18 protein-coding genes and 1 pseudogene are annotated in these 22762 nt (G+C 71.4%); 9 read left to right on the plus strand and 10 right to left on the minus strand.

What is annotated here, in order from left to right:
• Positions 1 to 6 precede the first annotated feature (6 nt).
• The 7 genes from hydA to ACFY1E_RS19890 all read right to left on the minus strand — a co-directional run bounded on the left by hydA (position 7) and on the right by ACFY1E_RS19890 (position 8566).
• Entirely contained in the window at positions 7 to 1410 is a 1404-nt protein-coding gene (gene hydA, locus ACFY1E_RS19860; RefSeq protein ID WP_389077525.1) for a dihydropyrimidinase, read from the minus strand.
• A gap of 94 nt (positions 1411 to 1504) precedes the next feature.
• The gene (locus ACFY1E_RS19865; RefSeq protein ID WP_344397978.1) at positions 1505 to 2347 is read right to left on the minus strand and encodes a nitrilase-related carbon-nitrogen hydrolase; all 843 of its coding nucleotides are present in this window, start codon (positions 2345 to 2347) and stop codon (positions 1505 to 1507) included.
• A gap of 155 nt (positions 2348 to 2502) precedes the next feature.
• A complete protein-coding gene (locus ACFY1E_RS19870; protein WP_389077528.1) occupies positions 2503 to 4065 on the minus strand; it encodes a PucR family transcriptional regulator in 1563 nt (520 codons plus the stop codon).
• A 24-nt stretch (positions 4066 to 4089) separates the two neighbouring features.
• Positions 4090 to 5376, minus strand: a complete 1287-nt coding sequence (locus ACFY1E_RS19875; protein ID WP_389077531.1) for an aspartate aminotransferase family protein — start codon at positions 5374 to 5376, stop codon at positions 4090 to 4092.
• Positions 5373 to 6215 (minus strand): nitrilase-related carbon-nitrogen hydrolase, encoded by an 843-nt coding sequence (locus ACFY1E_RS19880; RefSeq protein ID WP_389077532.1) that lies wholly within the window; start codon positions 6213 to 6215, stop codon positions 5373 to 5375. Before ACFY1E_RS19880 ends, ACFY1E_RS19875 begins: the two co-directional genes overlap by 4 nt.
• A gap of 179 nt (positions 6216 to 6394) precedes the next feature.
• Positions 6395 to 8167, minus strand: a complete 1773-nt coding sequence (locus ACFY1E_RS19885) for a hypothetical protein (protein ID WP_389077535.1) — start codon at positions 8165 to 8167, stop codon at positions 6395 to 6397.
• Between the two features lie 147 nt (positions 8168 to 8314).
• Entirely contained in the window at positions 8315 to 8566 is a 252-nt protein-coding gene (locus tag ACFY1E_RS19890; RefSeq protein WP_344397973.1) for a helix-turn-helix transcriptional regulator, read from the minus strand.
• Between the two features lie 32 nt (positions 8567 to 8598).
• On the opposite strand from ACFY1E_RS19890, the gene map reads away from it, so the two are divergent.
• From map to ACFY1E_RS19925, 7 genes are all read left to right on the plus strand, one after another.
• Complete coding sequence (gene map, locus ACFY1E_RS19895; protein WP_389077537.1) at positions 8599 to 9375, plus strand: type I methionyl aminopeptidase; 777 nt, start codon at positions 8599 to 8601, stop codon at positions 9373 to 9375.
• Between the two features lie 359 nt (positions 9376 to 9734).
• On the plus strand, positions 9735 to 9845 hold the full coding sequence (locus ACFY1E_RS19900) for a keywimysin-related RiPP (protein ID WP_107416017.1): 111 nt from the start codon (positions 9735 to 9737) through the stop codon (positions 9843 to 9845).
• A 25-nt stretch (positions 9846 to 9870) separates the two neighbouring features.
• Positions 9871 to 11715: a lasso peptide isopeptide bond-forming cyclase gene (locus ACFY1E_RS19905; RefSeq protein WP_389077540.1), complete on the plus strand. Its 1845-nt coding sequence runs from the start codon at positions 9871 to 9873 to the stop codon at positions 11713 to 11715.
• 28 nt (positions 11716 to 11743) lie between these two features.
• Complete coding sequence (locus ACFY1E_RS19910) at positions 11744 to 11998, plus strand: lasso peptide biosynthesis PqqD family chaperone (protein WP_389077541.1); 255 nt, start codon at positions 11744 to 11746, stop codon at positions 11996 to 11998.
• A complete protein-coding gene (locus ACFY1E_RS19915) occupies positions 11995 to 12420 on the plus strand; it encodes a lasso peptide biosynthesis B2 protein (protein WP_389077544.1) in 426 nt (141 codons plus the stop codon). Before ACFY1E_RS19910 ends, ACFY1E_RS19915 begins: the two co-directional genes overlap by 4 nt.
• Positions 12417 to 14246: an ABC transporter ATP-binding protein gene (locus ACFY1E_RS19920; RefSeq protein ID WP_389077546.1), complete on the plus strand. Its 1830-nt coding sequence runs from the start codon at positions 12417 to 12419 to the stop codon at positions 14244 to 14246. Before ACFY1E_RS19915 ends, ACFY1E_RS19920 begins: the two co-directional genes overlap by 4 nt.
• A 168-nt stretch (positions 14247 to 14414) precedes the next feature.
• Positions 14415 to 16952, plus strand: a complete 2538-nt coding sequence (locus tag ACFY1E_RS19925) for an ATP-dependent Clp protease ATP-binding subunit (RefSeq protein WP_389077548.1) — start codon at positions 14415 to 14417, stop codon at positions 16950 to 16952.
• A gap of 124 nt (positions 16953 to 17076) precedes the next feature.
• On the opposite strand, the gene ggt is transcribed toward ACFY1E_RS19925, so the two are convergent.
• Positions 17077 to 18885 (minus strand): gamma-glutamyltransferase, encoded by a 1809-nt coding sequence (gene ggt / locus ACFY1E_RS19930; protein ID WP_389077550.1) that lies wholly within the window; start codon positions 18883 to 18885, stop codon positions 17077 to 17079.
• Between the two features lie 143 nt (positions 18886 to 19028).
• Between ggt and ACFY1E_RS19935 the strand changes: the two genes are divergently transcribed.
• Together ACFY1E_RS19935 and ACFY1E_RS19940 are read left to right on the plus strand one after the other, a co-directional pair.
• Positions 19029 to 19787 (plus strand): hypothetical protein, encoded by a 759-nt coding sequence (locus ACFY1E_RS19935; protein ID WP_389077552.1) that lies wholly within the window; start codon positions 19029 to 19031, stop codon positions 19785 to 19787.
• A gap of 116 nt (positions 19788 to 19903) precedes the next feature.
• Positions 19904 to 21469 (plus strand): CocE/NonD family hydrolase, encoded by a 1566-nt coding sequence (locus ACFY1E_RS19940; RefSeq protein WP_389077554.1) that lies wholly within the window; start codon positions 19904 to 19906, stop codon positions 21467 to 21469.
• Positions 21470 to 21505: 36 nt separating this feature from the next.
• Here the strand turns inward: ACFY1E_RS19940 and ACFY1E_RS19945 are convergent.
• Positions 21506 to 22082 (minus strand): annotated as a pseudogene (locus ACFY1E_RS19945) (amino acid ABC transporter ATP-binding protein).
• Between the two features lie 130 nt (positions 22083 to 22212).
• Positions 22213 to 22620, minus strand: a complete 408-nt coding sequence (locus ACFY1E_RS19950) for a DUF6278 family protein (protein ID WP_389077555.1) — start codon at positions 22618 to 22620, stop codon at positions 22213 to 22215.
• Positions 22621 to 22762: the final 142 nt, after the last annotated feature.

Below are 22762 nucleotides of genomic sequence, written 5' to 3' on the forward strand. Positions count from 1 at the left end.
CCACTCCTAGTTGAGGTACTGACAGGTGGAGCGCGGGGTGTAGACACCGTGCCCGGCGTGTCCGGTGTACTCCCGCTCGGTGATGACGAGTTCGCCGCGCGAGAGGACCGTCTCGACCCGGCCGGTGGTGCGCTTGCCCTCGTAGGCCGAGTAGTCGACGTTCATGTGGTGCGTCTCGACGGACATGACCTGCTCGGCGTTCGGGTCGTAGATGACGACGTCTGCGTCGGCGCCGGGCGCGATGGTGCCCTTCTTCGGGTACATGCCGAACATGCGGGCCGGGGTGGCGCAGGCGATCTCGATCCAACGACGGCGGGAGATATGGCCCTCGACGACGGCCTGGTGGAGCAGGTCCATGCGGTTCTCGACGCCGGGGAGGCCGTTGGGGATCTTGGAGAAGTCGCCCCGGCCGAGCTCCTTCTGGCCCACGAAGCAGAAGGGGCAGTGGTCGGTGGAGACCACCTGGAGGTCGTTGGTCCTGAGCCCCTGCCACAGCTTGGCCTGGTGCTCCTTGGGGCGGAGCGGCGTGCTGCACACGTACTTCGAACCCTCGAAGTCCGGCTCGGCCAGGTTGTCGGTGGACAGGAACAGGTACTGCGGGCAGGTCTCGCCGAAGACGGGGAGCCCCTCGTCACGCGCGCGCGCCAGCTCGGCCACTGCCTCCATGGCCGAGACGTGCACGACGTAGAGCGGGGCGCCCGCGACCTGGGCGAGCTTGATGGCGCGGTGGGTGGCCTCGGCCTCCAGCAGGGCCTTGCGGACCTCGCCGTGGTAGCGGGGGTCGGTCTCGCCGCGGGCCAGCGCCTGCTCGACCAGCACGTCGATGGCGATGCCGTTCTCGGCGTGCATCATGATCAGGCCGCCGTTCTCGGCGGAGCGCTGCATGGCGCGCAGGATCTGGCCGTCGTCGGAGTAGAAGACGCCGGGGTAGGCCATGAACTGCTTGAAGGAGGTGACGCCTTCCTCGACGAGGAGGTCCATCTCCTTGAGCGTCTCCTGGTTCACATCGGAGACGATCATGTGGAAGCCGTAGTCGATCGCGCAGTTGCCCTCCGCCTTGGCGTGCCAGGCGTCGAGGCCCTCACGCAGGGAGTGGCCTACGCTCTGCACGGCGAAGTCGACGATCGTGGTCGTACCGCCCCAGGCGGCCGCCCGGGTGCCGGTCTCGAAGGTGTCGGAGGCGAAGGTGCCGCCGAACGGCAGCTCCATGTGGGTGTGGGCGTCGACGCCGCCCGGGATGACGTACTTCCCCGTGGCGTCTATGGTCCGCTCGGCGGTCCAGGCCTCGGCGGCCGGGGTGCTGGACGCGGCGAGGGCGGCGATGCGGCCGTCCTCGATCAGGACGTCGGCATGGAGTTCGTCGGACGCCGTGATGACGAGGCCACCACGGATGACGGTACGGCTGCTCATTCTCCCTCTCCTTATGACGGACGGTGCTGAAATCCCCCTGTGCCCCGCAGGCCCGATCCCCGTACACCGGGCCCGCGGAGGCTCACGGCGTCGGTCAGGGAGCGGTCAGCGGTGCGTACGCGTCGGGACGGCGGTCGCGGAAGAACTGCCAGCGGTCGCGGACCTCGCGGAGCTTGGCCAGGTCCAGGTCGCGCACGACCAGTTCGGTCTCCTTGTCGCTCGCCACCTCGCCCACGAACTGGGCCTCCGGGTCGACGAAGTACGTCGTCCCGTAGAAGTCGTTGTCGCCCAGCTCCTCGACACCGACCCGGTTGATCGCGCCGACGAAGTACTCGTTGGCGACGGCCGCCGCCGGCTGCTCCAGCTGCCAGAGGTAGGCGGACAGTCCGCGCGAGGTGGCCGACGGGTTGAAGACGATCTCCGCACCGGCCAGGCCCAACGCCCGCCAGCCCTCCGGGAAGTGGCGGTCGTAGCAGATGTAGACGCCGATCTTCCCGACCTTGGTGTCGAAGACGGGCCAGCCGAGATTGCCGGGGCGGAAGTAGAACTTCTCCCAGAACCCCGGGACCTGGGGGATGTGGTGCTTGCGGTACTTGCCGAGGTACGAGCCGTCCGCGTCGATCACCGCGGCCGTGTTGTAGAGGACGCCGGGCTGCTCCTCCTCGTACATCGGCAGGATCAGGACGATGCCCAGTTCCTTGGCGAGCGCCTGGAAGCGCTTGACGATCGGGCCGTCCGGGATCGCCTCCGCGTACTCGTAGAACGCCTTGTCCTGGACCTGGCAGAAGTAGGGCCCGTAGAACAGCTCCTGGAAGCACAGGACCTGAGCACCCTGCGCGGCCGCGTCCCGGGCCGCCTGCTCGTGTACCTGGATCATCGACTCCTTGTCGCCCGTCCACGCGGTCTGGAAGAGGGCGGCACGAATCACTCTGCTCATCGGGACCTCCGGTCGCTCGGTGTGCGAGAAGACTAGGAAGTCCGAAAACCGGCTTTGAGTTGCACGCTGTCACGTCTGCGGGCCTTGCGCGTGCCACGGTGTCACCCTCTTCCAAGCCCATGTTTCACCGCCGTTTTCCCAGGTCGTGGCATGTTTCAGCCCTGTTGCGCGTCGTGCGCGAGGAGCGCGATGTGCACCGAGGCGGCCTGTTCGAAGTCGTCGAGGTCCACGCCGAGGCGGCCCTGTATGGCCTCCAGCCGGCGGTACAGCGCGGGCCGGGAGACATGGTGGAGCTGGGCGGTGCGGGACTTGTTGCGGCCGGTGGCGAGATAGGTGCGCAGCACGGACAGCAGGTCCTCGTCGGCCGAGCACAGCAGCCCGTCCAGCTCCCGTTCCGCGAACGACTGCACATGCGGATCGTCCCGCAGCAGCCGGATCAGACCTCGCAGGTGTACGTCCCTGAGGCGTACGACGGCCGGGAGGTCGAGGGCGGCCGAGGAGTCGGCGACGGCGTCGGCGACATGCTGGGCCTCGCGCAGCCCGGCGGGCACGTCGTCCCAGACGGTGCGCGGATCGGCGGCGGCCACCACGGCTTTCGTGGATCCCGATTCCGTACGCAGCCTTGCCGCGAAGTGCACGGTGAGCGCCTCGGCGTCCTGGTCGCGTGCGAGGCTGAGCAGGACCGCGGTGGCCGCGTCGGCCAGCTCGGCGACGAGACCGGGCAGCCCCAGCATCCGCAGGACCCGGTCGAGTTGGGCCGGTTCGCCGTCCCGCACGACCAGGGGCACGAAGGTGCGCCGGTTGACCGGCAGGCCTGCGGCACGCGCGCGTGGCAGCAGTTGCCTCGCCGGTACGACCCCGCTGACCAGGTCGGTGAGCAGGCTCTGCGCGGACTGCTCCTCCCAGGTGTGGGCAGAGTTGCCGCCGAGCATGCGGTGCAGGACGAGGGACTCGGCGGCCCGGTCGGCGAGCAGGCGTCCGGTGGCGGTGTCGCCCCGGTAGCCGCACAGCATGATCTGTCCCCAGCGTTCGCCGCGCCCGCCGAGTTCGGCGCGGATCCAGCCGTCGCCCTCGCTGCCGCCGGCCTGCCGGGCGATGCGCTCCCAGTCGCGCAGCACGTCGTCCACCGCCGACCGCTCCCCCGCGGTGGCGAGGACGCGGTGGGCGAGATTGGTGACGACGACCGGGCAGGCGCTGTGCTGGGCGATCTCGTCGAGGAGCCGTTGCAACGGGGCGCCCGCGGTGATGAGCCCGGTGAGCGCCGTGCGGACGGACTCCGAGAGGCTCACGGCGGCGAACTTCCGCCGCACCAGCCGGGCCTGCACCTCCTCCGTCAGCTCCGCGAAGGGGAAGGGGCGGTGCAGGACGACCATCGGCAGCCCGCACCGCTCGGCGGCCCGGCGCATCACGTCCGGCGGGGAGGGGAAGGCCCGCCCCAGGCCGAGCACGACGGCCGCGGCCTCCGCGCGGTGCAGGGACTGGATGTACTCCGCCTGCTTCTCCTCGTCGCCGGCCAGCAGCACCCCCGTGGTGAGCACCATCTCGCCGCCGCTGAGCATCACCCCCACGTCGGGCGCCTCGGCGACATGCACCCAGCGCACCGGCCGGTCGAGCTGGGCCGCACCGGCCACCACCTCGGGCTCCCCTGCGAGGACCCGTTCCAGGGTCAGCACCTGGCGCACCGACAGGGCGGGTTCGGGGATCCCGAAGGTGGTCATGGCGGTCTTCCCTTGCTCAGTCCACTACTGCGTGAGGCTCCTCAGAGCGCGTTCGAGGATCGCGGCGCCCTCCTCCGCCTCCGCGACCGTCAGGGACAGCGGCGGGGCGATGCGCAGCGCACTGGTGTTGTGGCCGCCGCCCTTGCCGATGAGCAGCCCGTCCGCGCGGGTCGCCTCGAGCACCGCGGCCGCGGCGTCCGGGTCGGCCTCGTCGGTGCCCGGTTTCACCAGCTCGACACCGAGCATCAGGCCGCGGCCGCGCACCTCCCGTACGTGCGGGACCTGCGCCGCGACGGCCCGCAGCCGCTCGATGAGCAGCCCGCCGACGCGCCGGGCGTTGCCCTGCAGATCGTGTTCCAGCAGGTAGGTGAGGTTGGCGAGGCCCGCGGCCATGGTGATCTGGGTGCCGCCGAACGTGGAGATGCTGTTGGCGTCCAGGCAGTTCATGATCTCGGCGCGGGCGACGACACCGCCGATGGAGCTGCCGTTGCCGATGCCCTTGGCGAAGGTGAGGATGTCCGGCGGCCCGCTCTGCCCGTGTGCCTGCCAGCCCCAGAAGTGGTCGCCGGTGCGGCCCCAGCCGGTCTGCACCTCGTCGGCGATCCACAGGATGCCGCGCTCGGCGAGGACGTCACGGAAGGCCGCGTACAGGCCGTCCGGCCCGGAGGTGAAGCCGCCGACGCCCTGGATGGGCTCGGCGATCAGCGCGGCGGGCGGGCGGGTGTGGCCGAGCAGGTCCTTCAGGTCGTCGACGCAGGCCGCGATGAAGTCGTCGTCGCTGAGGGAGGCGTAGGGGCCGCGCGTCCGCACACCCCCGTGGACGTACAGGGTCTGCAGCGGCGACAGCGAGGTCGGGGACCAGCCGCGGTTGCCGGTGATGCCGACCGCGCTGAAGGAGCGGCCGTGGTAGCTGTTGCGCATCGCCAGGATCGTGTTGCTGCGCCGGTAGGTGGTGGCGAGCAGCAGGGCGGTGTCGTTGGCCTCGGTGCCGGAGGTGGTGAAGAAGACCCGGGCGTCCGGGATGCCGCTCAACTGGGCGATGCGCTCGGCGAGTTCGACCATCGGGCGGTTGAGGTAGAGCGTGGACGAGTGGAGGATCCGCCCGGCCTGCTCGCTGACCGCCTTGGTGACCTCGGGCAGCGCGTGCGCGGTCATCGTGGTGAGGATGCCGCCGAAGAAGTCGAGGTACCTGTTGCCGTCGGAGTCCCAGACATGGCGGCCCTCGCCGTGCGTGATCTCCAGGGGGTCCTCGTAGTAGAGGGCGAGCCAGTCGGGCAGTACCGACTTGTGGCGGGCGTAGAGGTCGGTCACGGCTGCACCAGTCCTTCGTAGGCGTCGGGTCGTCGGTCACGGTAGAACGCCCACTGCTGCCGCACTTCCTCGATCAGGTCGAAGTCGAGGTCGCGGACGAGGAGTTCCTCGGTCTTGTCGCTCGCGGTGTCGCCGACGAACTGGCCGCGCGGGTCGACGAAGTACGAGGTCCCGTAGAAGTCGTTGTCGCCGTACTCCTCGACGCCGACCCGGTTGATCGCGGCGACGAAGTACTCGTTGGCGACGGCTGCCGCCGGCTGTTCCAGCCGCCAGAGATAGGACGAGAGACCGCGGTGGGTGGCGGAGGGGTTGTAGACCAACTGGGCGCCGTTCAGCCCGAGTTGACGCCAGCCCTCGGGGAAGTGGCGGTCGTAGCAGATGTAGACGCCCACCTTCCCGACGGCGGTGTCGAAGACCGGCCACCCCACATTGCCGGGCTTGAAGTAGTACTTCTCCCAGAAGCCCTTGACCTGCGGGATGTGGTGCTTGCGGTACTTGCCGAGGAAGGTGCCGTCGGCGTCGATCACGGCGGCGGTGTTGTAGTAGAAGCCGGACTGCTCGACCTCGAAGACCGGCACGACGATCACCATGCCCGTTTCGCGGGCGAGGTCCTGCATACGACTCACGGTCGGCCCCTCGGGCACCGGCTCGGCCCAGCGGTAGTGCTCGGGTTCCTGGACCTGGCAGAAGTAGGGAGCGTTGAAGACCTCCTGGAAACCGATGATCTTCGCACCCTGTCGGGCCGCCTCGCGGGCGTGCTCCTCGTGTTTCGCCACCATGGACTCGGTGTCGCCGGTCCAGGTGGCCTGGACCAGAGCGGCACGAACGACGTTGGCCATGAGCTGCTCCTTCGGCGGGTCGTCAGAGCCTCTACGCCCGTAGAACAGGACGTAGAGGGATGAACGTAAGCCTCCGGGAGAGCCTTGCCAAGACCATCGCCGTTAACCCGCGGAGTCGATCACGTTTCGCACTCCTGTGGAGGAGCGAAGGGGCCGGTGGGGGGGGTGGTGGGGTTGTGTCAGGCGGTGAAGCCGGCGACCCGGAGAGCGTGCACCAGATCCCAGTGTCGCTCTTCGGAGACGCCCTGCGCGGCCTCCAGCAGGAGCGGTACGAGGGTCCCCGGGTCGGCCTCGGCGCTGCGGGCCGCCTCCTCGGGGGTGCGGACGCGGACGTATGCGTCGAGCAGCGCGCGCACCTCGCGATCGCGTCCCTCGCCGGACAGTGCCAGTACGGCCTGGCCGATCTCGGTGGCGGGCCGGGCGACGCCCTGCCGCAGGATCTGCTCGCCGTCGTCGCCGCGCCCGGCCGCCACCAGGGCGTCCGCGGCGGCCACGAGCCGGTCGGCGGGCAGCGAGGCAGCCTCCCACAGCAGGGTCGCCCAGTCGGCGCCGAGCCCGGCGCGCTGCAGTTCCGCGGCGAGCAGCGGGAAGCGGGCGGCGGGCCAGTGCGCGGCGTCGACGAGCAGGGCGTGCGCCTCGCCGCTGCGGCCCTCCTGACGCAACCGCACCAGCCGCTCGACGGCCCCGGCGACCTCCCGCGGCCCCGCCGTGTCCAAGGGCTCGGCCTGCGGCTGCTGCGGCCTCTCCGCCACCTCGGCGGCCCCGGCGAACCGCGCTCCCCGCGGGGTACGGCCGGTGGCCTTGGGAGCGGGCAGGACGGGCGCGGCGGTCGGCGGTACGGCGACGGGGGCGGCCTCCTCCTCGACCATCCCGGCAAACCGGGCACTGCCTCGACGGCGCTTCCGCTGTTTGGGGGCGGGGGGCTCAGGGGCGGGCTGCTCCGCGCCGGAGGGGGCAGCGTGCTGCTGGGGCTCGTACGCGACAGGAGGCGCCGTCTCGAACGGGCCACGGGGCTGTGCCGTCCCGCGGGCAGCGGACTGTTGGTCCACGGCACCCGGGCGCGCCCCCGCCGAGCCTTGCCCCGGCCCTGCAGGGCCGTACGAGTCGTACGCCGGCGCCGCACCGGAGGTGGCGGCCTCGTAGGGGCCGCCCTGCTGCCCCTCTGCGACTCCGCGGTCGTACGGGCCGCTCCGGACCCACGCAGGGCCACCGCCGTGCGAGTCCGTCGGCTGTGTGCCACCCGGGGCGCCCGACCCGAACCGCTCCCGTGGTGCGTCTGCGGGACCGGCGTCGTACGCGCCGCGCTGGCGCGGGAAGGCCTGACTGCGGGCCTCGTCGCCGTCCGTGGGGGGTGGCTCGTCCGGGGTGAACTCCCTGTCGATGCGGTAGACCGCGCCTTCCGCGATGCGGGCCCGGCGGATCGCCGCCGCCCTGCCGTCTGCCGTGCGGCTGTCCAAGTCGGCCATCCGGGCCCGGAGTTCGGCGCAGCGGGCGGTGGCCCGTTCGTGGTCGTCGCGGGCCCAGGCCAGGTCGAGACGGAGGGCGTCGGCCTCCTCCCGGGTGGCGGCGGAGGCGAGCCTGCGGCCCAGTTCCGCCTGGCGTTCGGCGGCGTAGCGCTGCTCGCGGAGCATGACGTCGAGCCGGTCACCGAGCGCGTCCCGGCCGCCGGGCCGGGCGTCGTGCGCCGCGAGCGCGGCGGTGTGCAGCCCGCGGGCCCGCTCCTTCTCCTGGGCGGCGGCAGCCGGACCGTACTCCGCGGCGAGGTCGTGCAGAAGCGCTTCCACCACGTCCCAGGGCGGCACTTCACGCCCTTCGAGACAGGCCCGCATCCCGTCGGGGTCGCGCTGCCAGAAGACGGCGCACCAGCCGCCGCCCTGATCCAGCCGTGCCAGCAGGCCGTTCAGGTAGTTCACGAACTCCCGCACCCGGCCCGGGAGTTGATCCACAGCCATCGCCCAACTCCCGCCAGACCGGAGCACTCCGGTCCGTTAGACAACACGAGCCGTGTTACGGGAGCGCTACGAGAAGTTTTCCGACGGGACGCAGAGTACGCCTCGCATGCCGGAACGTGACGTGCGCGGGGGTACCTCTTGACGTACTCACACCGCGAGCGGCGCGCAGGCCCCCGCGAGTTCGTCCATCGAGAGGCCGAGGGCACGGGCCAGCGCGGCGACCGTGAAGAAGGCCGGTGTCGGGGCCCGGCCCGTCTCGATCTTCCGCAGGGTCTCCGCGGAGATCCCGGCGTCCGCCGCGACGTCCGTCATGCTCCGCCCGCCACGGGCCTCGCGGAGCAGCCGCCCGAGCCGCTCGCCGCGTTCGCGTTCTTCGGGGGTGAGAGGGGTGCGCACCATGCCGTCATTCTAATACCGGTATAGTAATTGGCATGGTGGAGCTGAAGACAGACACATCGATCGACGCCATGTACGAGGCGGGGCAGGTGGTCGGGCGCGCCCTGACGGCCGTACGAAACGCAGCCGACGTGGGCGTTTCCCTGCTGGAGCTGGACGAGGTGGCCCGCGGGGTGCTGCGCGGGGCGGGGGCGTCCTCGCCCTTCCTCGGATACCGTCCCTCCTTCGCCCCGGTCCCCTTCCCGGCCGTCATCTGCGCCTCGGTGAACGACGCGATCGTGCACGGCATCCCCACCGGCTACCGGCTGCGCGACGGCGACCTGGTCTCCATCGACTGCGGCGCCGAACTCGGCGGCTGGGTCGGCGACTCGGCGACCAGTTTCGTGGTCGGCGAGCCGCGCCCGGCGGACGTGAGGCTGATCGAGACGGCGGAGCGGGCACTGGCGGCGGCCATCGAGGCGGCGGTGGTCGGCAACCGCATCGGCGACATCGCGCACGCGATCGGCTCGGTGTGCCGTGCGGCGGGCTACGGCATCCCTGACGGTTTCGGCGGCCATGGCATCGGGCGCCGTATGCACGAGGACCCCGGGGTCCCGAACGAGGGCCGCCCGAGGCGTGGCCTGCCCCTGCGACACGGCATGGCCCTCGCCATCGAGCCGATGCTCATCGCGGGCGGCCGGGACGACTACCACGCGGCGCCGGACGGCTGGACCCTGCGCACGAACGACGGGTCACGCGCGGCCCACGTGGAGCACACGGTGGCGATCACGGACTCCGGACCGCGGATCCTCACCGCGCGGGAAGCTCTTTGAGGGAGCCGCCCACCTCTTTGGGGGAGCCGCCCACCGGCCCCGCCGACGCCGGACATGGTGCGTGCCGACTGCCGGCCACGCGCTCCGGCGGCTCTCTTTCCGGCTTCTGTGCGCGGTATGCGCCGGTCGGAGCGAGGCACAGATGGGAACGATTCTTCGCGCGCGCGTACGGCAGATCGCCAACAGCCGCACGCCCTCGCACCCGGCACGTGCGCCGACGACAGACCAGAGGCATCTGCTTTTTCGTACCGTCATACTTTCACGCTGCGCCTTGCCCCTTCCTCACGTTCCGCAGCTAGCTGGTGCTGCGCCCGCTGCCCACCCGGGGAGTGGGACTCCACCCGCAGTGAGGAGAAGTCATGAAGAAGGCATACGAAGCGCCGACGCTCGTCCGGCTCGGTACGTTCCGCAAGGAGACAGGGCTCCTGGCACGCCACGGCAACGACCGGCTGATCCTGAGCAAGAACTGACGGGCGACGGCACTGACCCGACGTCATGACTGAACTGCACGAAAGTGCGGGGACGGGCCCCGGCGACGCGGACTTCGCGGTCTTCACCGACTGCGCGGACGCGGCCGCCGTGGCCCGCTCCTTCGCCCCGCCCGGCTGCCGCACCCTGACCCACGCGTCCGGCCGGCCCTGGCTGGTCGGCCACTGGCACGACGAGGACGTGGTCACGGCGAGTGCCGGCGGCGCCGCCCTCGCGGTCATCGGCTGCTGTCCCGTCGAGGCGGACGCACTGCGGCGCAGGGCCGCGCGGCTGACGGACCTCGCCGAGCTCGACGCCCTGGCCCGCTCCCTCCCCGGCAGCTTCCATCTCGTCGCCGCCCTCGACGGACAGGTCCGGGTGCAGGGCACCGCCTCGGGCCTCAGGCTGGTCTTCCACGCGGAGATCGACGGCGTACGGGTGGCCGCGAGCCGCGCCGACACACTCGCCGCCGCGCTCGGCCTCGACCCCGACCCGCAGGAACTGGCCGTCCGGCTGCTGTGGCCGGCCCCCTACCCCCTGTTCGAGACCTCGCTGTGGCCCCCGGTCACCGCCGTGCCCCCGCACGACGCCGTGATCGTCGCCGCGGACGGGCGCTCCGCACGGCACACCCGCTGGTGGACCCCGCCGGAGCCGGTCCGTTCCCTCGCCGAGACGGCGCCGATCATCCGGACGGCGCTGCGGGAGGCCGTCGACGCCCGGACCCGGCAGGGCGGTGTGGTCAGCTGCGATCTGTCCGGCGGCCTCGACTCCACCTCCGTCTGCTTCCTCGCCGACCGCTCCCCCGCCCGCGTGGTGGCCAGTACCTGGCCGGGCCGCGATCCTGCGGACACCGACCTGTACTGGGCCGAGCTGGCCGCGGGGCACCTCCCGGACGTCGAGCACATCGTCTGGGACGCGGACGCCTCGCCGCTGGTCTACGAGGACCTGCTCGGCATCGACGACCTCCTCGACGAGCCCACCATCGGTGTCATGGACCGCTCCCGGGCCCGGCACCACCTGCCCGCCCTCGCCGCACGCGGCAGCCGGGTGCATCTGACCGGCATCGGCGGTGACCACGTGGCCTGGTGCTCCGAGGCCTACTACCACCGGCTGGTGCGCACCCGTCCGCTGTTCGCCCTGCGGCAGCTGCGCGGGACACGGGCGCTGTGGCACTGGCCACTCGGCGGTACGGTCCGCGCCCTCGCGGACTCCCGGCCGTACGGAAGGTGGCTCGCCGACGCGGCCGGCCGGCTGCGCGACCCGTCCCCCTCCTCCGTGTCCTGCGGGCTCGGCTGGGGCATGGCACCGCGGCTGTTCGGCTGGGTCACACCGGACGCCGAGCGGCTGGCGCGCCGGGCGCTGCTCGACGCCGCCGCGACAGCGGCACCGCTGCATCCGGACCGGGGGATGCACACGGACCTGGAGCAGATCCGCTCGACCACCCGCATCATCCGCCAGTGGGACCGGATGGCGGCCCGCGCCGGTCTGCCGATGGCCCACCCCTTCCTCGACGACCGCGTCATCGAGGCGTGTCTCGCCGTACGGCCCGGTGAACGCGTCACACCGTGGGCGTACAAGCCGGTGCTGACCGCCGCGATGCGCGGCCTGGTGCCCGAGGAGTGTCTGCGGCGCACCACCAAGGCCGCGGCCTCGATGGACGCCGCCAACGGGCTGCGCGCACACCGCGCCGACCTGCTGGCGCTGTGGGAGGACTCCCGGCTGGAAGGTCTCGGCCTGGTGGACGGCGCACAGCTGCGCGACCTCGCCCGGCGGCCCGCCTCCCCCGGCCTGTCCGACGCCATCCTCTACTCCACGATCGCCGCCGAGGTGTGGCTGCGCGGGCTCCGCCGCAGCCGTGCCACCCATTCCTGAGAACCCACCGCGTCAGAAAGGCGAGCGCATGCCCTTGCGGTTCGACGCACACATCTCCACGGCCGAGACCGACTACGGCACCGTCCTGCTGGACGAGCGGGCCGGCACCTACTGGGAGTTGAACCCGACCGCCACCCTGGTGGTCCGCACGCTGCTGGACGGCGGCGAGGAGGCGGACGCGGCCGCCGCACTGGTCCGTGAGTTCGACATCGACGGGGCGCAGGCCCTGCGGGACGTCGAGGTGCTGGTCGGCCACCTGCGCGAGGCGGGGCTGGCCTCATGACGACACCCAGCGCGCTGGAGCGCCCCACCGGTGTGTCCCTGGGCCTGCGCCTGGCCGCCCGCCTCGTGCTGCTCCCCGCCGTCGTGCTCGCCCTGCTGCCGCCCCGCCGCATCCGTGCCGTCCTGGGTGTCCTGCGCCGCGGGGCGAATCCCGCCACCGCCCCGCAGGCCCGGTCCGCCCGGGACGCCATGTGCGCCGTCAGCCTGCGCTGCACCGGGCCGAAGGGGTGCCTGCCGCGTTCGCTCGGGGCCGCGCTGCTGTGCCGGCTCCGGGGGACGTGGCCCACCTGGTGTGCCGGGGTCCGTGTCGTCCCGCCCTTCACCGCGCACGCCTGGATCGAGGCGGAGGGCCACCCCGTCGGCGAGGGCGTACCGGACGGCTACTTCGCCCGGCTGGTGGCCGTCGAGCCGACGCACCGGTGAGCGGCGGTACGGCGCCGGACGAGCCCCCTGGCGAGGACCGGTCGACCCGCGCGGCCGTGGCCACGCTGTTCCGGCTCACCGGCGGGCACCGGGCCGCCGTGGCCGCGGCCACCGCCCTGACGCTGGCCGGCTCCGTCCTGGGGCTGGCACAGCCGCTGGTGGCCCGGCAGGCCGTGGACGCGAGCGGCCGCGGACAGCTCCTGTGGCCACTGCTGGCACTTCTCGGCGTGCTGTTCCTGGTCGAAGCGGCCATCGGGTCGGCGGGGCGCTTCCTGCTGGAGCGGATGGGCGAGGGTGTCGTACGGCAGCTCCGCATGGGCCTGGTCGGACGTCTGCTCCGGCTGGAGATGCGGGAGTACGACCGGCACCGCAGCGGCGATCTCGTCTCGCGGGTCACCGCGGACACGACCCTGTTGCGCGAGGTCGTCTCACAGGCGCTCGTCGACCTGGTGACCGGAAGCCTCGTCGCCGCCGGGGCGCTGGTCCTGATGGCGTGGCTCGACCCGCTGCTGCTGCTTCTGGTCGCGCTCACCGTGGCCGTTGCGGCAGCCGTGGTCACCTCGCTGCTCCAGGGCATCCGGCGCGCCTCCGAGCGTATGCAGGACTCGGTCGGCGCCGTCGCCGCGGACCTGGAACGGGCGCTGGGGGCCCTGCCGATGGTCCGGGTGCACCGCGCCGAGGACCGCGAGGCGGCCCGCATCGGCGCCAGGGTCCAGGAGGCGTACGAGGCGGGGGTGAGCACCGCGCGGCTCGCGTCCGTCATGAGTCCCGCCGTCGAACTCGCCGTCCAGGGCTCCTTCCTCGTCGTCCTCGTCGTCGGGGGCCTGCGCGTCGGCGGTCACAACGGCTCCCTCGGAGATCTCGTCGCGTTCCTGCTGTACGCCTCGTACCTGGTCATGCCGCTGTCCTCCGTCTTCCACGCGGTGGGACTGATCCAGCGCGGCATGGGCGCCCACCGGCGCGTCGACCAGGCTCTGCACCTCCCCACGGAGCGCACGGACCCACCGGTCGCGCAGGGCCGCCCCCGGCCCGTCGCATCCGCGGCACCCGGCTCGCCCGCGCTCACGCTGGACGACGTCCGGTTCGGCTACGCTCCGGGCCGCCAGGTGCTGTCCGGGGTGTCCTTCACCGTGCCCCACCACCGGCACGTGGCCCTCGTGGGTCCCTCGGGCGCCGGCAAGAGCACCGTCTTCGCGCTGGTCGCGCGGTTCTACGAACCGGACTCGGGGGCCGTGCTGTTCGACGGGCGGCCCGCCACCGAGCTCGGCCGCGACGCCTGCCGCCGGCGCATCGCCGTGGTCGACCAGAACACCCATGTCGTCCACGGCACCCTGCGGGAGAACATCACCTACGCCGTCCCCGACGCCCCGGCGGCCGAGGTGCGGCGGGTCCTCGCGCTGGCCCGGCTGGAGGAACTGGTCGACCGGCTGCCCGGCGGCCTGGACGCCGTCATCGGTGAACGCGGCAGCACCCTCTCGGGCGGCGAACGCCAACGCGTCGCCCTGGCCCGCGCCCTGCTCGCCCGCCCCGCCCTGCTTCTGCTGGACGAGCCCACCTCGCATCTCGACGCGATCAACGAAGCCGCGCTGACCGGCGTGATGAAGGAGATCGCCCAGGATTGCGCCCTGTTGGTCATCGCCCACCGTCTCTCCACCGTGCAGCACGCCGACCGCATCGTCGTGCTCCATGAGGGCCGCAGTGTCGCCGCCGGCGACCACGAGGAACTGCTCGCCCACAACCCCCTCTACCGCGACCTGGCCACAAGCCAGATGCTGCGCCCCGGCGCACCGTCCACCGATCGTGCGGGCCGTCGGACGAACGGCTGAGGAAGACGGGCCGGGCGGGCGCTGGAGGTGCCCCGGCCCACCCTTCGTGCGAAGGTGTTCTACGGGCGTGCGCCAGGGTGTAACCGGCTCCCACCCGGGTTACCCGACTGCGGCACGTCGATCAGCGAGGGCGTCCCGGGCCCCGCAGGGACGCCGGATGGGAAGGCCATGACCAGCGGCTTCAGCAGCCCCGAGGGCTACGACCCCTTCGGAGAATTCCTCGCCCGCTTCTTCGGCGGCCCGCGCCCGGGCCCCCGGCAGATCGACATCGGGAGGCTGCTCAGTCAGCCCGCCCGGGAACTGGTCCGCGGAGCCGCCCAGTACGCGGCCGAGCACGGCAGCCGGGACCTCGACACCCAGCATCTGCTGCGGGCCGCCCTGGCCAGCGAGCCGACCCGTAGTCTGCTCAGCCGGGCGGGCGCCGATCCCGACTCGCTGGCGTCGGAGATCGACGAACGCTCCGGCCCGGTCCAGCACACGGCGGAGGAGGCGCCGCCGCCCACCTCGCTCTCCCTCACCCCGGCCGTCAAGCGGGCCCTGCTCGACGCCCACGACCTGGCGCGGGCCAGCGGCGCCGGTTACATCGGCCCGGAGCACGTGCTCAGCGCCCTGGCCGCGAACCCCGACTCGGCGGCCGGGCACATCCTCAACTCGGCCCGTTTCGCGCCCACCGGACTGCCGCCCGAGGCGCCGGACGCCACGCAGACCCGTACCGAGCACGCGCGCGCCACCGGCACGCCCACCCTGGACAAGTACGGCCGCGACCTCACCGAGCTGGCCCGCGAGGGCCGTATCGACCCGGTGATCGGCCGCGAGGACGAGATCGAGCAGACCATCGAGGTGCTGTCGCGGCGCGGCAAGAACAATCCGGTGCTGATCGGTGACGCGGGCGTCGGAAAGACCGCCATCGTGGAGGGGCTCGCGCAGCGCATCGCCGACGGGGACGTTCCCGACGTACTGATCGGGCGGCGGGTGGTCGCCCTGGACCTCACCGGTGTGGTCGCGGGCACCCGCTACCGCGGTGACTTCGAGGAGCGCCTCAACAACATCGTCGGCGAAATCCGCTCGCACTCCGACCAGTTGATCGTCTTCATCGACGAGCTGCACACGGTCGTCGGCGCCGGCGGAGGCGGCGAGGGCGGCGCGCTGGACGCCGGAAACATCCTCAAGCCCGCGCTGGCCCGCGGCGAACTCCACATCGTCGGCGCCACCACGCTGGAGGAGTTCCGCCGGATCGAGAAGGACGCGGCACTCGCCCGCCGCTTCCAGCCGATCCTGGTGCCCGAACCCTCCGTACCGGACACGATCGAGATCCTGCGCGGTCTGCGCGACCGCTACGAGGCCCACCACCAGGTCCGCTACACCGACGAGGCCCTGGTGGCCGCCGTCGAGCTGTCCGACCGCTATCTCACCGACCGCCGGCTGCCCGACAAAGCCATCGACCTCATCGACCAGGCCGGCGCGCGGGTGCGGCTGCGGGCCCGTACGAAGGGCACCGACGTACGGGCCCTGGAACGCGAGGTCGAGCAGCTGACCTGCGACAAGGACCAGGCGGTCGCCGACGAGCAGTACGAACAGGCGACCCAGCTGCGCGACCGCATCGTGGAGTTGAAGAAGCGCATCACGGACACCACGGGCGGCGACGAGGCCGACGAGGGACAGCTGGAGGTGACCGCCGAGGCGATCGCCGAGGTGGTGTCCCGGCAGACGGGCATCCCGGTCGCCAGCCTCACCCAGGAGGAGAAGGAGAAGCTGCTCGGCCTGGAGCAGCACCTCCACGAGCGGGTCGTCGGGCAGGACGAGGCCGTCGCCGTGGTCGCCGAGGCCGTCATGCGCTCCCGCGCCGGACTCGCCAGCCCCGACCGGCCGATCGGCAGCTTCCTCTTCCTCGGCCCGACCGGCGTCGGCAAGACGGAACTGGCGCGCGCCCTCGCGGAGGCCCTCTTCGGCAGCGAGGAGCGCATGGTCCGCCTGGACATGAGCGAGTACCAGGAACGCCACACCGTCAGCCGCCTGGTCGGCGCCCCGCCCGGCTATGTGGGCCACGAGGAGGCAGGCCAGCTCACCGAGGTCGTGCGCCGCCACCCGTACTCGCTCCTGCTCCTCGACGAGGTGGAGAAGGCCCACCCGGACGTCTTCAACATCCTGCTGCAGGTCCTCGACGACGGCCGTCTCACCGACTCCCAGGGCCGGACCGTCGACTTCACCAACACGGTCATCGTGATGACCAGCAACCTGGGCTCCGAGGCGATCACCCGGCGCGGCGCCGGCATCGGCTTCGGGGCGGGCGGTGCCGACGCCGACGAGGAGGCCCGCCGCGAACAGATCCTGCGTCCGCTGCGCGAGCACTTCCGCCCCGAGTTCCTCAACCGCATCGACGAGATCGTCGTCTTCCGCCAGCTCACCGGCGACCAACTGCGGCAGATCACCGACCTGCTGCTGGAGCGGACCCGCCGCCTGCTGCAGGCGCAGGGCGTCACGGTCGAGTTCACGGCCCCGGCCGTCGACTGGCTCGCCGAACACGGCTACCAGCCCGAATACGGCGCCCGCCCCCTGCGCCGCACCATCCAGCGAGAGGTCGACAACCAGCTGTCGCGACTGCTGCTGGACGGCCGCGTCGCGGAGGGCGGCCGCGTGACGGTCGATGTCGAGGACGGCCGGCTGGCCTTCCAGACGGAGGACCTGCCGATCGCCCCCGAGTTGTGAGGGCTGGCTTGCAGCGCCCCTTCAGGTCACGAGCGGGCCTGCAGCGCCCTTCAGGGGCGCGGGGCTGTGTCGATCTGCGGCTCCGCCGCGCGGGCGCGAACAGCCCCCACTTACCCGCAGACGACTACGGCGCCGGATCAACCACCTGCGCCGACCCACCGCCCCTACGGACCGTCTCAGCCGCCGCCAGCCACTTCCCACCGGGCAACCGCTGCACACCGGTGGCCGCACCGATCTCCGGGTTCAACTTGAACGAGTGCCCAATGGCCTCAAGCCGCGCCCGCACACTCCCGGCACCGGTGTCGTTGTACAGCGCGGGCTCCAGCTCGGTCTGCGCGGCATTGCGCTGACTGGCCCGCGGCGCAGCGATCGCATCGACCAGCGGCAGATGACGGTCGAGGAACTCGGTGAGCACCTGCAGCACGGTCGTGATGATCGTCGCCCCACCGGGCGAACCGAGCGCCACCACCGGCTTGTTGTGCTTGTCCAGCACGATCGTCGGCGAGATCGACGACCGCGGCCGCTTGCCGGGGCCCGGCAGGTTCGGGTCGTGCACGGCCGGGTTCGCCGGGGTGAAGGAGAAGTCCGTCAGCTCGTTGTTGAGGATGAACCCACGCCCGGGCACGGTGATCGCGCTGCCGCCGGTCTGCTCGATGGTCAGCGTGTAGGAGACGACGTTGCCCCACTTGTCGGCCACGGTCAGGTGCGTGGTGTTCTCGCCTTCGTACGTCGTCGGGGCCGCCGTACCGCCGGAGGCGCACGCGGCCGGGTTCCGCGGATCCCCGGGCGCCACCGGGCTGGTCAGCACCGCATTGTCCTTGATGAGGCACGCCCGCGAGTCGGCGTACTTCTGCGAGAGCAGTTGCTTCGTCGGTACGTCCTCGAAGGCGGGGTCGCCGACCCAGCGCCCGCGGTCCGCGAACGCGATCCGGCTGGCCTCGATGTAGTGGTGCAGGTACTGGACCTCGCTCGCCTTCGAGAGGTCCGTGTTCTCCAGGATGTTGAGGGCTTCGCCGACGGTCGTGCCGCCGGAGGAGGAGGGTGCGATGGAGTAGACGCCGAGTCCGCGGTACGAGGTCCTGGTGGGCGCCTGGAGCTTGGCGCGGTAGGCCGCGAGGTCCTTGTCCGACAGCTTGCCGGGGCGGGCGTTCCAGCCCGAACTCGGGTCCACCGGTGGGTGGTTCACCGTGCGGACGATGTCGTCGCCGAGGTCGCCGCGGTAGATCGCCCCGACGCCCTTCCTGCCCAACTCCTCATAGGTGCGGGCGAGATCGGGGTTCTTGAAGGTGGAGCCGACCACCGGGAGCTGCCCGCCCGGCAGGAACAGCTTCGCCGTGTCCGGGAAGTAGCGGAACCGGGTCTCGTTGGAGGCGGTCTGCGAGCGGAAGGTGTCGTCGACGGTGAAGCCGTCGCGGGCGATCCGCTCGGCGGGCTTGAGCACCGTGCCGAGTCTTCTGCTGCCCCAGTGGTCGAGCGCGGTCTGCCAGGTGGCGGGCGTGCCCGGGGTGCCGACGCTCAGGCCGCTGCTGACGGCGTCGGCGAAGGCGAGGGGTTTGCCGTTCTCCACGAAGAGATTGGAGTCGGCGGTCAGCGGCGCGGTTTCGCGGCCGTCGATCGTGTGCACCGTACGGGTCTTGGCGTCGTAGTAGACGAAGTAGCCGCCTCCGCCGACACCGGAGGAGTAGGGCTCGGTGACGCCGAGAGCGGCCGCGGTGGCGACGGCCGCGTCGACCGCGTTGCCGCCCTTCTTCAGGACCTCGATGCCGGCGGCGGAGGCGTCCGCGTCGACGCTTGCGACGGCGCCGCCGTAGCCGACGGCGACGGGCACCTTCTGCGGTGTCGTCGCCGTGGTCGGCGGCGCTGCCGCCCCCACCGACACCACGGCGGCCGAGACCGCCAGGACCGAGAGTTTCCGCGCGAGGGGGCGACGCATCCGTACCTCCAGTCAGGGACGTCCGTGCAGCGTAACCGCATCGTCCGGGGCCCCAACAGCCCCATTCCGGCAGCTGTCATACGAATGCCACGGATCGAACACCGGTACGTACCAGTCATGTCGGCCCGCTAGCATGCGCGCCCATGAACGACGACGTGCGCAACATCGTCCTGGGCGTGGTCGCGGCGGGCATCAGTGCCGCGCTCGGCTGGGTGGCCCGTACCTATCTGTGGAAGCGGAAACTCCGCCGCAAGCAGGCGTTCTTCGGGCTGCCCGACCACTCCGAGTCGCTGCTCGTCGTCAACCGTGACGCCGGCAGCCCCGACCTCGCGGTGCACCGCTACGACGTGTTCGCGCTCCTGGAGCTCGCCGCGCTCATCAAGGACTGCGGCGCACATGCCGAGGTGATCACCCAGGACGCGGCCCGGCAGGGCTTCGGCGAGCGGACCGAGTTCTGCGTCGGGGGCCCGGGGTCGAACCGGCGCATGGCGGCCCACCTGAACGCCATGCTGCCCGGAGTGCGGGTGAACACGGACCCGGAGCCGGGCCCGGACCGGCTGGCGTTCCAGATCGGCAGTGAGCGCTACCGCATGGAGAAGGGCCTGTCCGAATATGTGCTGCTGGCAAGGCTGACGGCCGGTCAACCCGGTCTGACCCGCCCCGTCTTCCTGTTCAGCGGCCAGACCGCGATCACCAACCAGGCCGCGACCCGCTACCTCGCGCGCAACCACGAGCGACTAGCCCGCAAGTACGGCAACAACACGTTCGTCCTGCTGCTGAAGGTGGTCAACTCACAGGCGTACGGCCCGGATGTCGCCGAGCTCGTCGCGGACGTGACCCGCGCGGCACAGGCGCCCCTGCCGGCGCCCACTGCTCCCCGCAACTCCCACCGCGCCTCCTGAATTCATTCACATGCCAACAATCGTTACTGCCACGTAACTTACCGACGGGTTACCTCCGGTAAAGGGGCGAGGTTACCGTCTGGTCACTTTGCACTGACACGAGTGAGGAGTGACCCGTGGGAACCCATCGCAAGGCCCTGCGCACGACCGCCGTAGGCGCCGTCTCCGCGACTCTGATCGCCGGTAGCGCCCTCGGGCTCGCCCCCGCCGCCCAGGCGACGGACGCCATACGCTTCGTCGACATCGCCGGCGACGGCGGCACGGTCCTCAAGGCGAACGTCCTCACGCCCGCGGGCGCCGACGGCACGCGCCGCTACCCGCTGCTGGTGCTCCCCACGAGCTGGGGCCTGCCCCAGGTCGAGTACCTCGCCCAGGCCCAGAAGCTCGCCGACTCCGGCTACATCGTGGTCAGTTACAACGTGCGGGGCTTCTGGCAGTCCGACGGAGAGATAGAAGTGGCCGGGCCACCGGACATAGCCGACGCCTCCAAGGTCATCGACTGGGCGCTCGCCAACACCCCGGCCGACTCGGCCCACATCGGCATGGCGGGCGTCTCCTACGGCGCCGGCATCAGCCTGATCGCCGCCGCGCACGACAAGCGGATCAAGGCGGTCGCCGCCCTCAGCGGCTGGGCCGACCTGATCGACTCGATCTACTCCGGCCGCACCCAGCACGTCCAGGCCGGGGCCGTGCTCGACGGCGCGAGCCTGGTCACGGGCCGACAGAGCCCCGAAGTCCGGCAGATCTTCGACAACTTCTACGCCTCCAACCTGTCCAAGGAACAGGAGATGATCGATTGGGGGAAGAAACGTTCGGCCGCAACATATGTGGATCAGCTGAACAAGAACGGCCCCGCGGTCATGATGGCCAACGCCTGGGGCGACACGGTCTTCGCGCCCAACCAGTACGCGGACTTCTACGAGAAGCTGACCGGCCCGAAGAGACTGGAGCTCCGTCCCGGCGACCACGCCACCGCCGAGCTGACCGGCCTGTTCGGACTGCCCAACGACGTGTGGACCGACACCGAGCGCTGGTTCGACCACTACCTCAAGGGCGAGGACAACGGCATCAACCGCGAGGAGCCGGTGCAGCTCAAACCCCGTACCACGGGCGGCTACGAGGGCTACCCGGACTGGAAGTCGATCGCCGCCACCGACCGGAAGATCGCGCTCGCCGGCACGACCACGATCCACACGAACGTCGACTCCGGGGCGGACGGCGGGATCGTCTTCCTGTCGAGCATCCTCGACCAGATCGCCCAGCTGCCCCCGATGGCCTCGATCCCCCTGCTCCCCCGCCGCTGGGCCGCCGTCTGGCAGTCGGAGAAGTACGCCGCCGCCCAGCAGATCCGCGGTACGGCCCAGTTGCACACCACCCTCACCCCGACCAAGGAGAGCGGCACCCTCGTCGCCTACCTCTACGACGTGGGGCCGCTCGGCCTCGGCAAGCTGGTCAGCAACGCGCCGTACACCTTCCACGGGCGCGAGCCCGGAAAGCCGTTCGGTCTCGACCTGGATCTGTTCTCCACGGCCTACGACGTCCCGGCAGGGCACCGGCTGGCCCTGGTCGTCGACACGGTCGACCCGCTCTACATAGAGCACAACCCGTCCGGCGCTCAGCTGACCTTCTCCTCGCCGGCGGACGACCCGTCGTACGTGTCGATTCCGCTGCGCAAGCAGTGATCTCCGGCTGCCGCCGGCCGGGCATGGCTCTGTCGCTCAGTGCTTGAGGATCTTGGGCAGGAGTCTTCGGCGCGCTCGCTGTGCGGGTCGGTGAAGAGCTCCTCCGGGGCGCGGCCCTCGACGACGCGACCGTCGGACATGAGGACGACACGGCTGGCGGCAGAGCGGGCGCAGCCCGTCTCGTGGGTGACGACGACCATCGTCATGCCGTCGCGGGCCGGGTGCCGCATGACCTCGAGGATCCCGCTGATCACCTCGGGGTCGAGGGCGGGGGTGGACTCGTCGAACGGGAGCGCCCTGGGCGCAATGACGAGGACGCGGGCGACGGCCACCGGCCGCTGGTCGCCTGTCGGCTTCCTCCTCCGTCCGCCGGCGGACCTTGACCTGCCCCGCCGAGACGCCCTGCAGGACGGTCCTGTGAGCGAGCGGGGCGAACGACTGGAAGACCCTGCCGGGGTCGGTGCGGAGCCGCGCGAGTGCCCTGCCCTCCCCGGGCAGCGGCTGCCCGCCGAGCGGAATCGTGCCGGACCGGACGGTCTCCAGCCTGCAGGACATGCAACTCCCCGTAGTACTTGTTGACGTCATGCAGCTCGATCAGCGGATCGACGGCCATTCGCAGCCCTACTCACTCTCAGCTGTGTCGTGGTTGCCGCAAACTATCCGGACGCGAGTTGACTTACGTCACGACACGCACTTTTCGGGCATAAGCCGTATTTACGTCGATCTTAGGTCGGCTGCTCCGCTCATGTCTCCGCGACCTCGGCGTACAGCTGCGAGAGCTCGGGCACCCCGCCGGCCGCCCACTCGTGTCCGGAGGTCACGACGTCGAACTCGCGGCCCGAGGCGAGCCGTACGACGGGCTGGCCGTCCGGCCAGAACTCCCAGGCGGCGCCGGGCACGGTGCGCACGATGACGGTGCCGAGATAGAGCCCCGCGTCGTTGCCGAGCCAGTGCAGCACCTCGGGGTCGTCCCGCCAGCGCGGCAGAAGCTGATCGAGAGCCTCCAACGAGGCTGCGGAATCGTCGAGTTGGACGCCCTCCTGGGACGCCTGCGAGCGGAGCAGTTCACACTCGGAGAGGAGTTCGGCGATGCCCTCCGGGTCGGGGATGCCGTGCTTTTCATGCCGGTGGCCCAGAAAAGGGATCTTCATACCTCCCAGCGTGTCATTCGCACCGGCATGCGCACCACAGGCGCGCGGGCCGTCACTTCGGGGCTATTTCGCGGCGACTCCGTGCATGGCGCGTTGACGGGTCCCTCACGTCTCTCTAGCTTCGCGATGCGTCTTTCGTCCC

This window comes from Streptomyces sp. NPDC001604 (genome assembly GCF_042893475.1).
GTDB lineage: Bacteria > Actinomycetota > Actinomycetes > Streptomycetales > Streptomycetaceae > Streptomyces.

What these genes read in the sequence shown, in the direction of transcription:
- hydA (WP_389077525.1), bottom strand. Translation starts at nt 1,410, where the DNA reads ATGAGCAGCCGTACCGTCATCCGTGGTGGCCTCGTCATCACGGCGTCC.
- ACFY1E_RS19865 (WP_344397978.1), bottom strand. Translation starts at nt 2,347, where the DNA reads ATGAGCAGAGTGATTCGTGCCGCCCTCTTCCAGACCGCGTGGACGGGC.
- ACFY1E_RS19870 (WP_389077528.1), bottom strand. Translation starts at nt 4,065, where the DNA reads ATGACCACCTTCGGGATCCCCGAACCCGCCCTGTCGGTGCGCCAGGTG.
- ACFY1E_RS19880 (WP_389077532.1), bottom strand. Translation starts at nt 6,215, where the DNA reads ATGGCCAACGTCGTTCGTGCCGCTCTGGTCCAGGCCACCTGGACCGGC.
- ACFY1E_RS19885 (WP_389077535.1), bottom strand. Translation starts at nt 8,167, where the DNA reads ATGGCTGTGGATCAACTCCCGGGCCGGGTGCGGGAGTTCGTGAACTAC.
- ACFY1E_RS19890 (WP_344397973.1), bottom strand. Translation starts at nt 8,566, where the DNA reads ATGGTGCGCACCCCTCTCACCCCCGAAGAACGCGAACGCGGCGAGCGG.
- map (WP_389077537.1), top strand. Translation starts at nt 8,599, where the DNA reads ATGGTGGAGCTGAAGACAGACACATCGATCGACGCCATGTACGAGGCG.
- ACFY1E_RS19900 (WP_107416017.1), top strand. Translation starts at nt 9,735, where the DNA reads ATGAAGAAGGCATACGAAGCGCCGACGCTCGTCCGGCTCGGTACGTTC.
- ACFY1E_RS19905 (WP_389077540.1), top strand. Translation starts at nt 9,871, where the DNA reads ATGACTGAACTGCACGAAAGTGCGGGGACGGGCCCCGGCGACGCGGAC.
- ACFY1E_RS19910 (WP_389077541.1), top strand. Translation starts at nt 11,744, where the DNA reads ATGCCCTTGCGGTTCGACGCACACATCTCCACGGCCGAGACCGACTAC.
- ACFY1E_RS19915 (WP_389077544.1), top strand. Translation starts at nt 11,995, where the DNA reads ATGACGACACCCAGCGCGCTGGAGCGCCCCACCGGTGTGTCCCTGGGC.
- ACFY1E_RS19925 (WP_389077548.1), top strand. Translation starts at nt 14,415, where the DNA reads ATGACCAGCGGCTTCAGCAGCCCCGAGGGCTACGACCCCTTCGGAGAA.
- ggt (WP_389077550.1), bottom strand. Translation starts at nt 18,885, where the DNA reads ATGCGTCGCCCCCTCGCGCGGAAACTCTCGGTCCTGGCGGTCTCGGCC.
- ACFY1E_RS19935 (WP_389077552.1), top strand. Translation starts at nt 19,029, where the DNA reads ATGAACGACGACGTGCGCAACATCGTCCTGGGCGTGGTCGCGGCGGGC.
- ACFY1E_RS19950 (WP_389077555.1), bottom strand. Translation starts at nt 22,620, where the DNA reads ATGAAGATCCCTTTTCTGGGCCACCGGCATGAAAAGCACGGCATCCCC.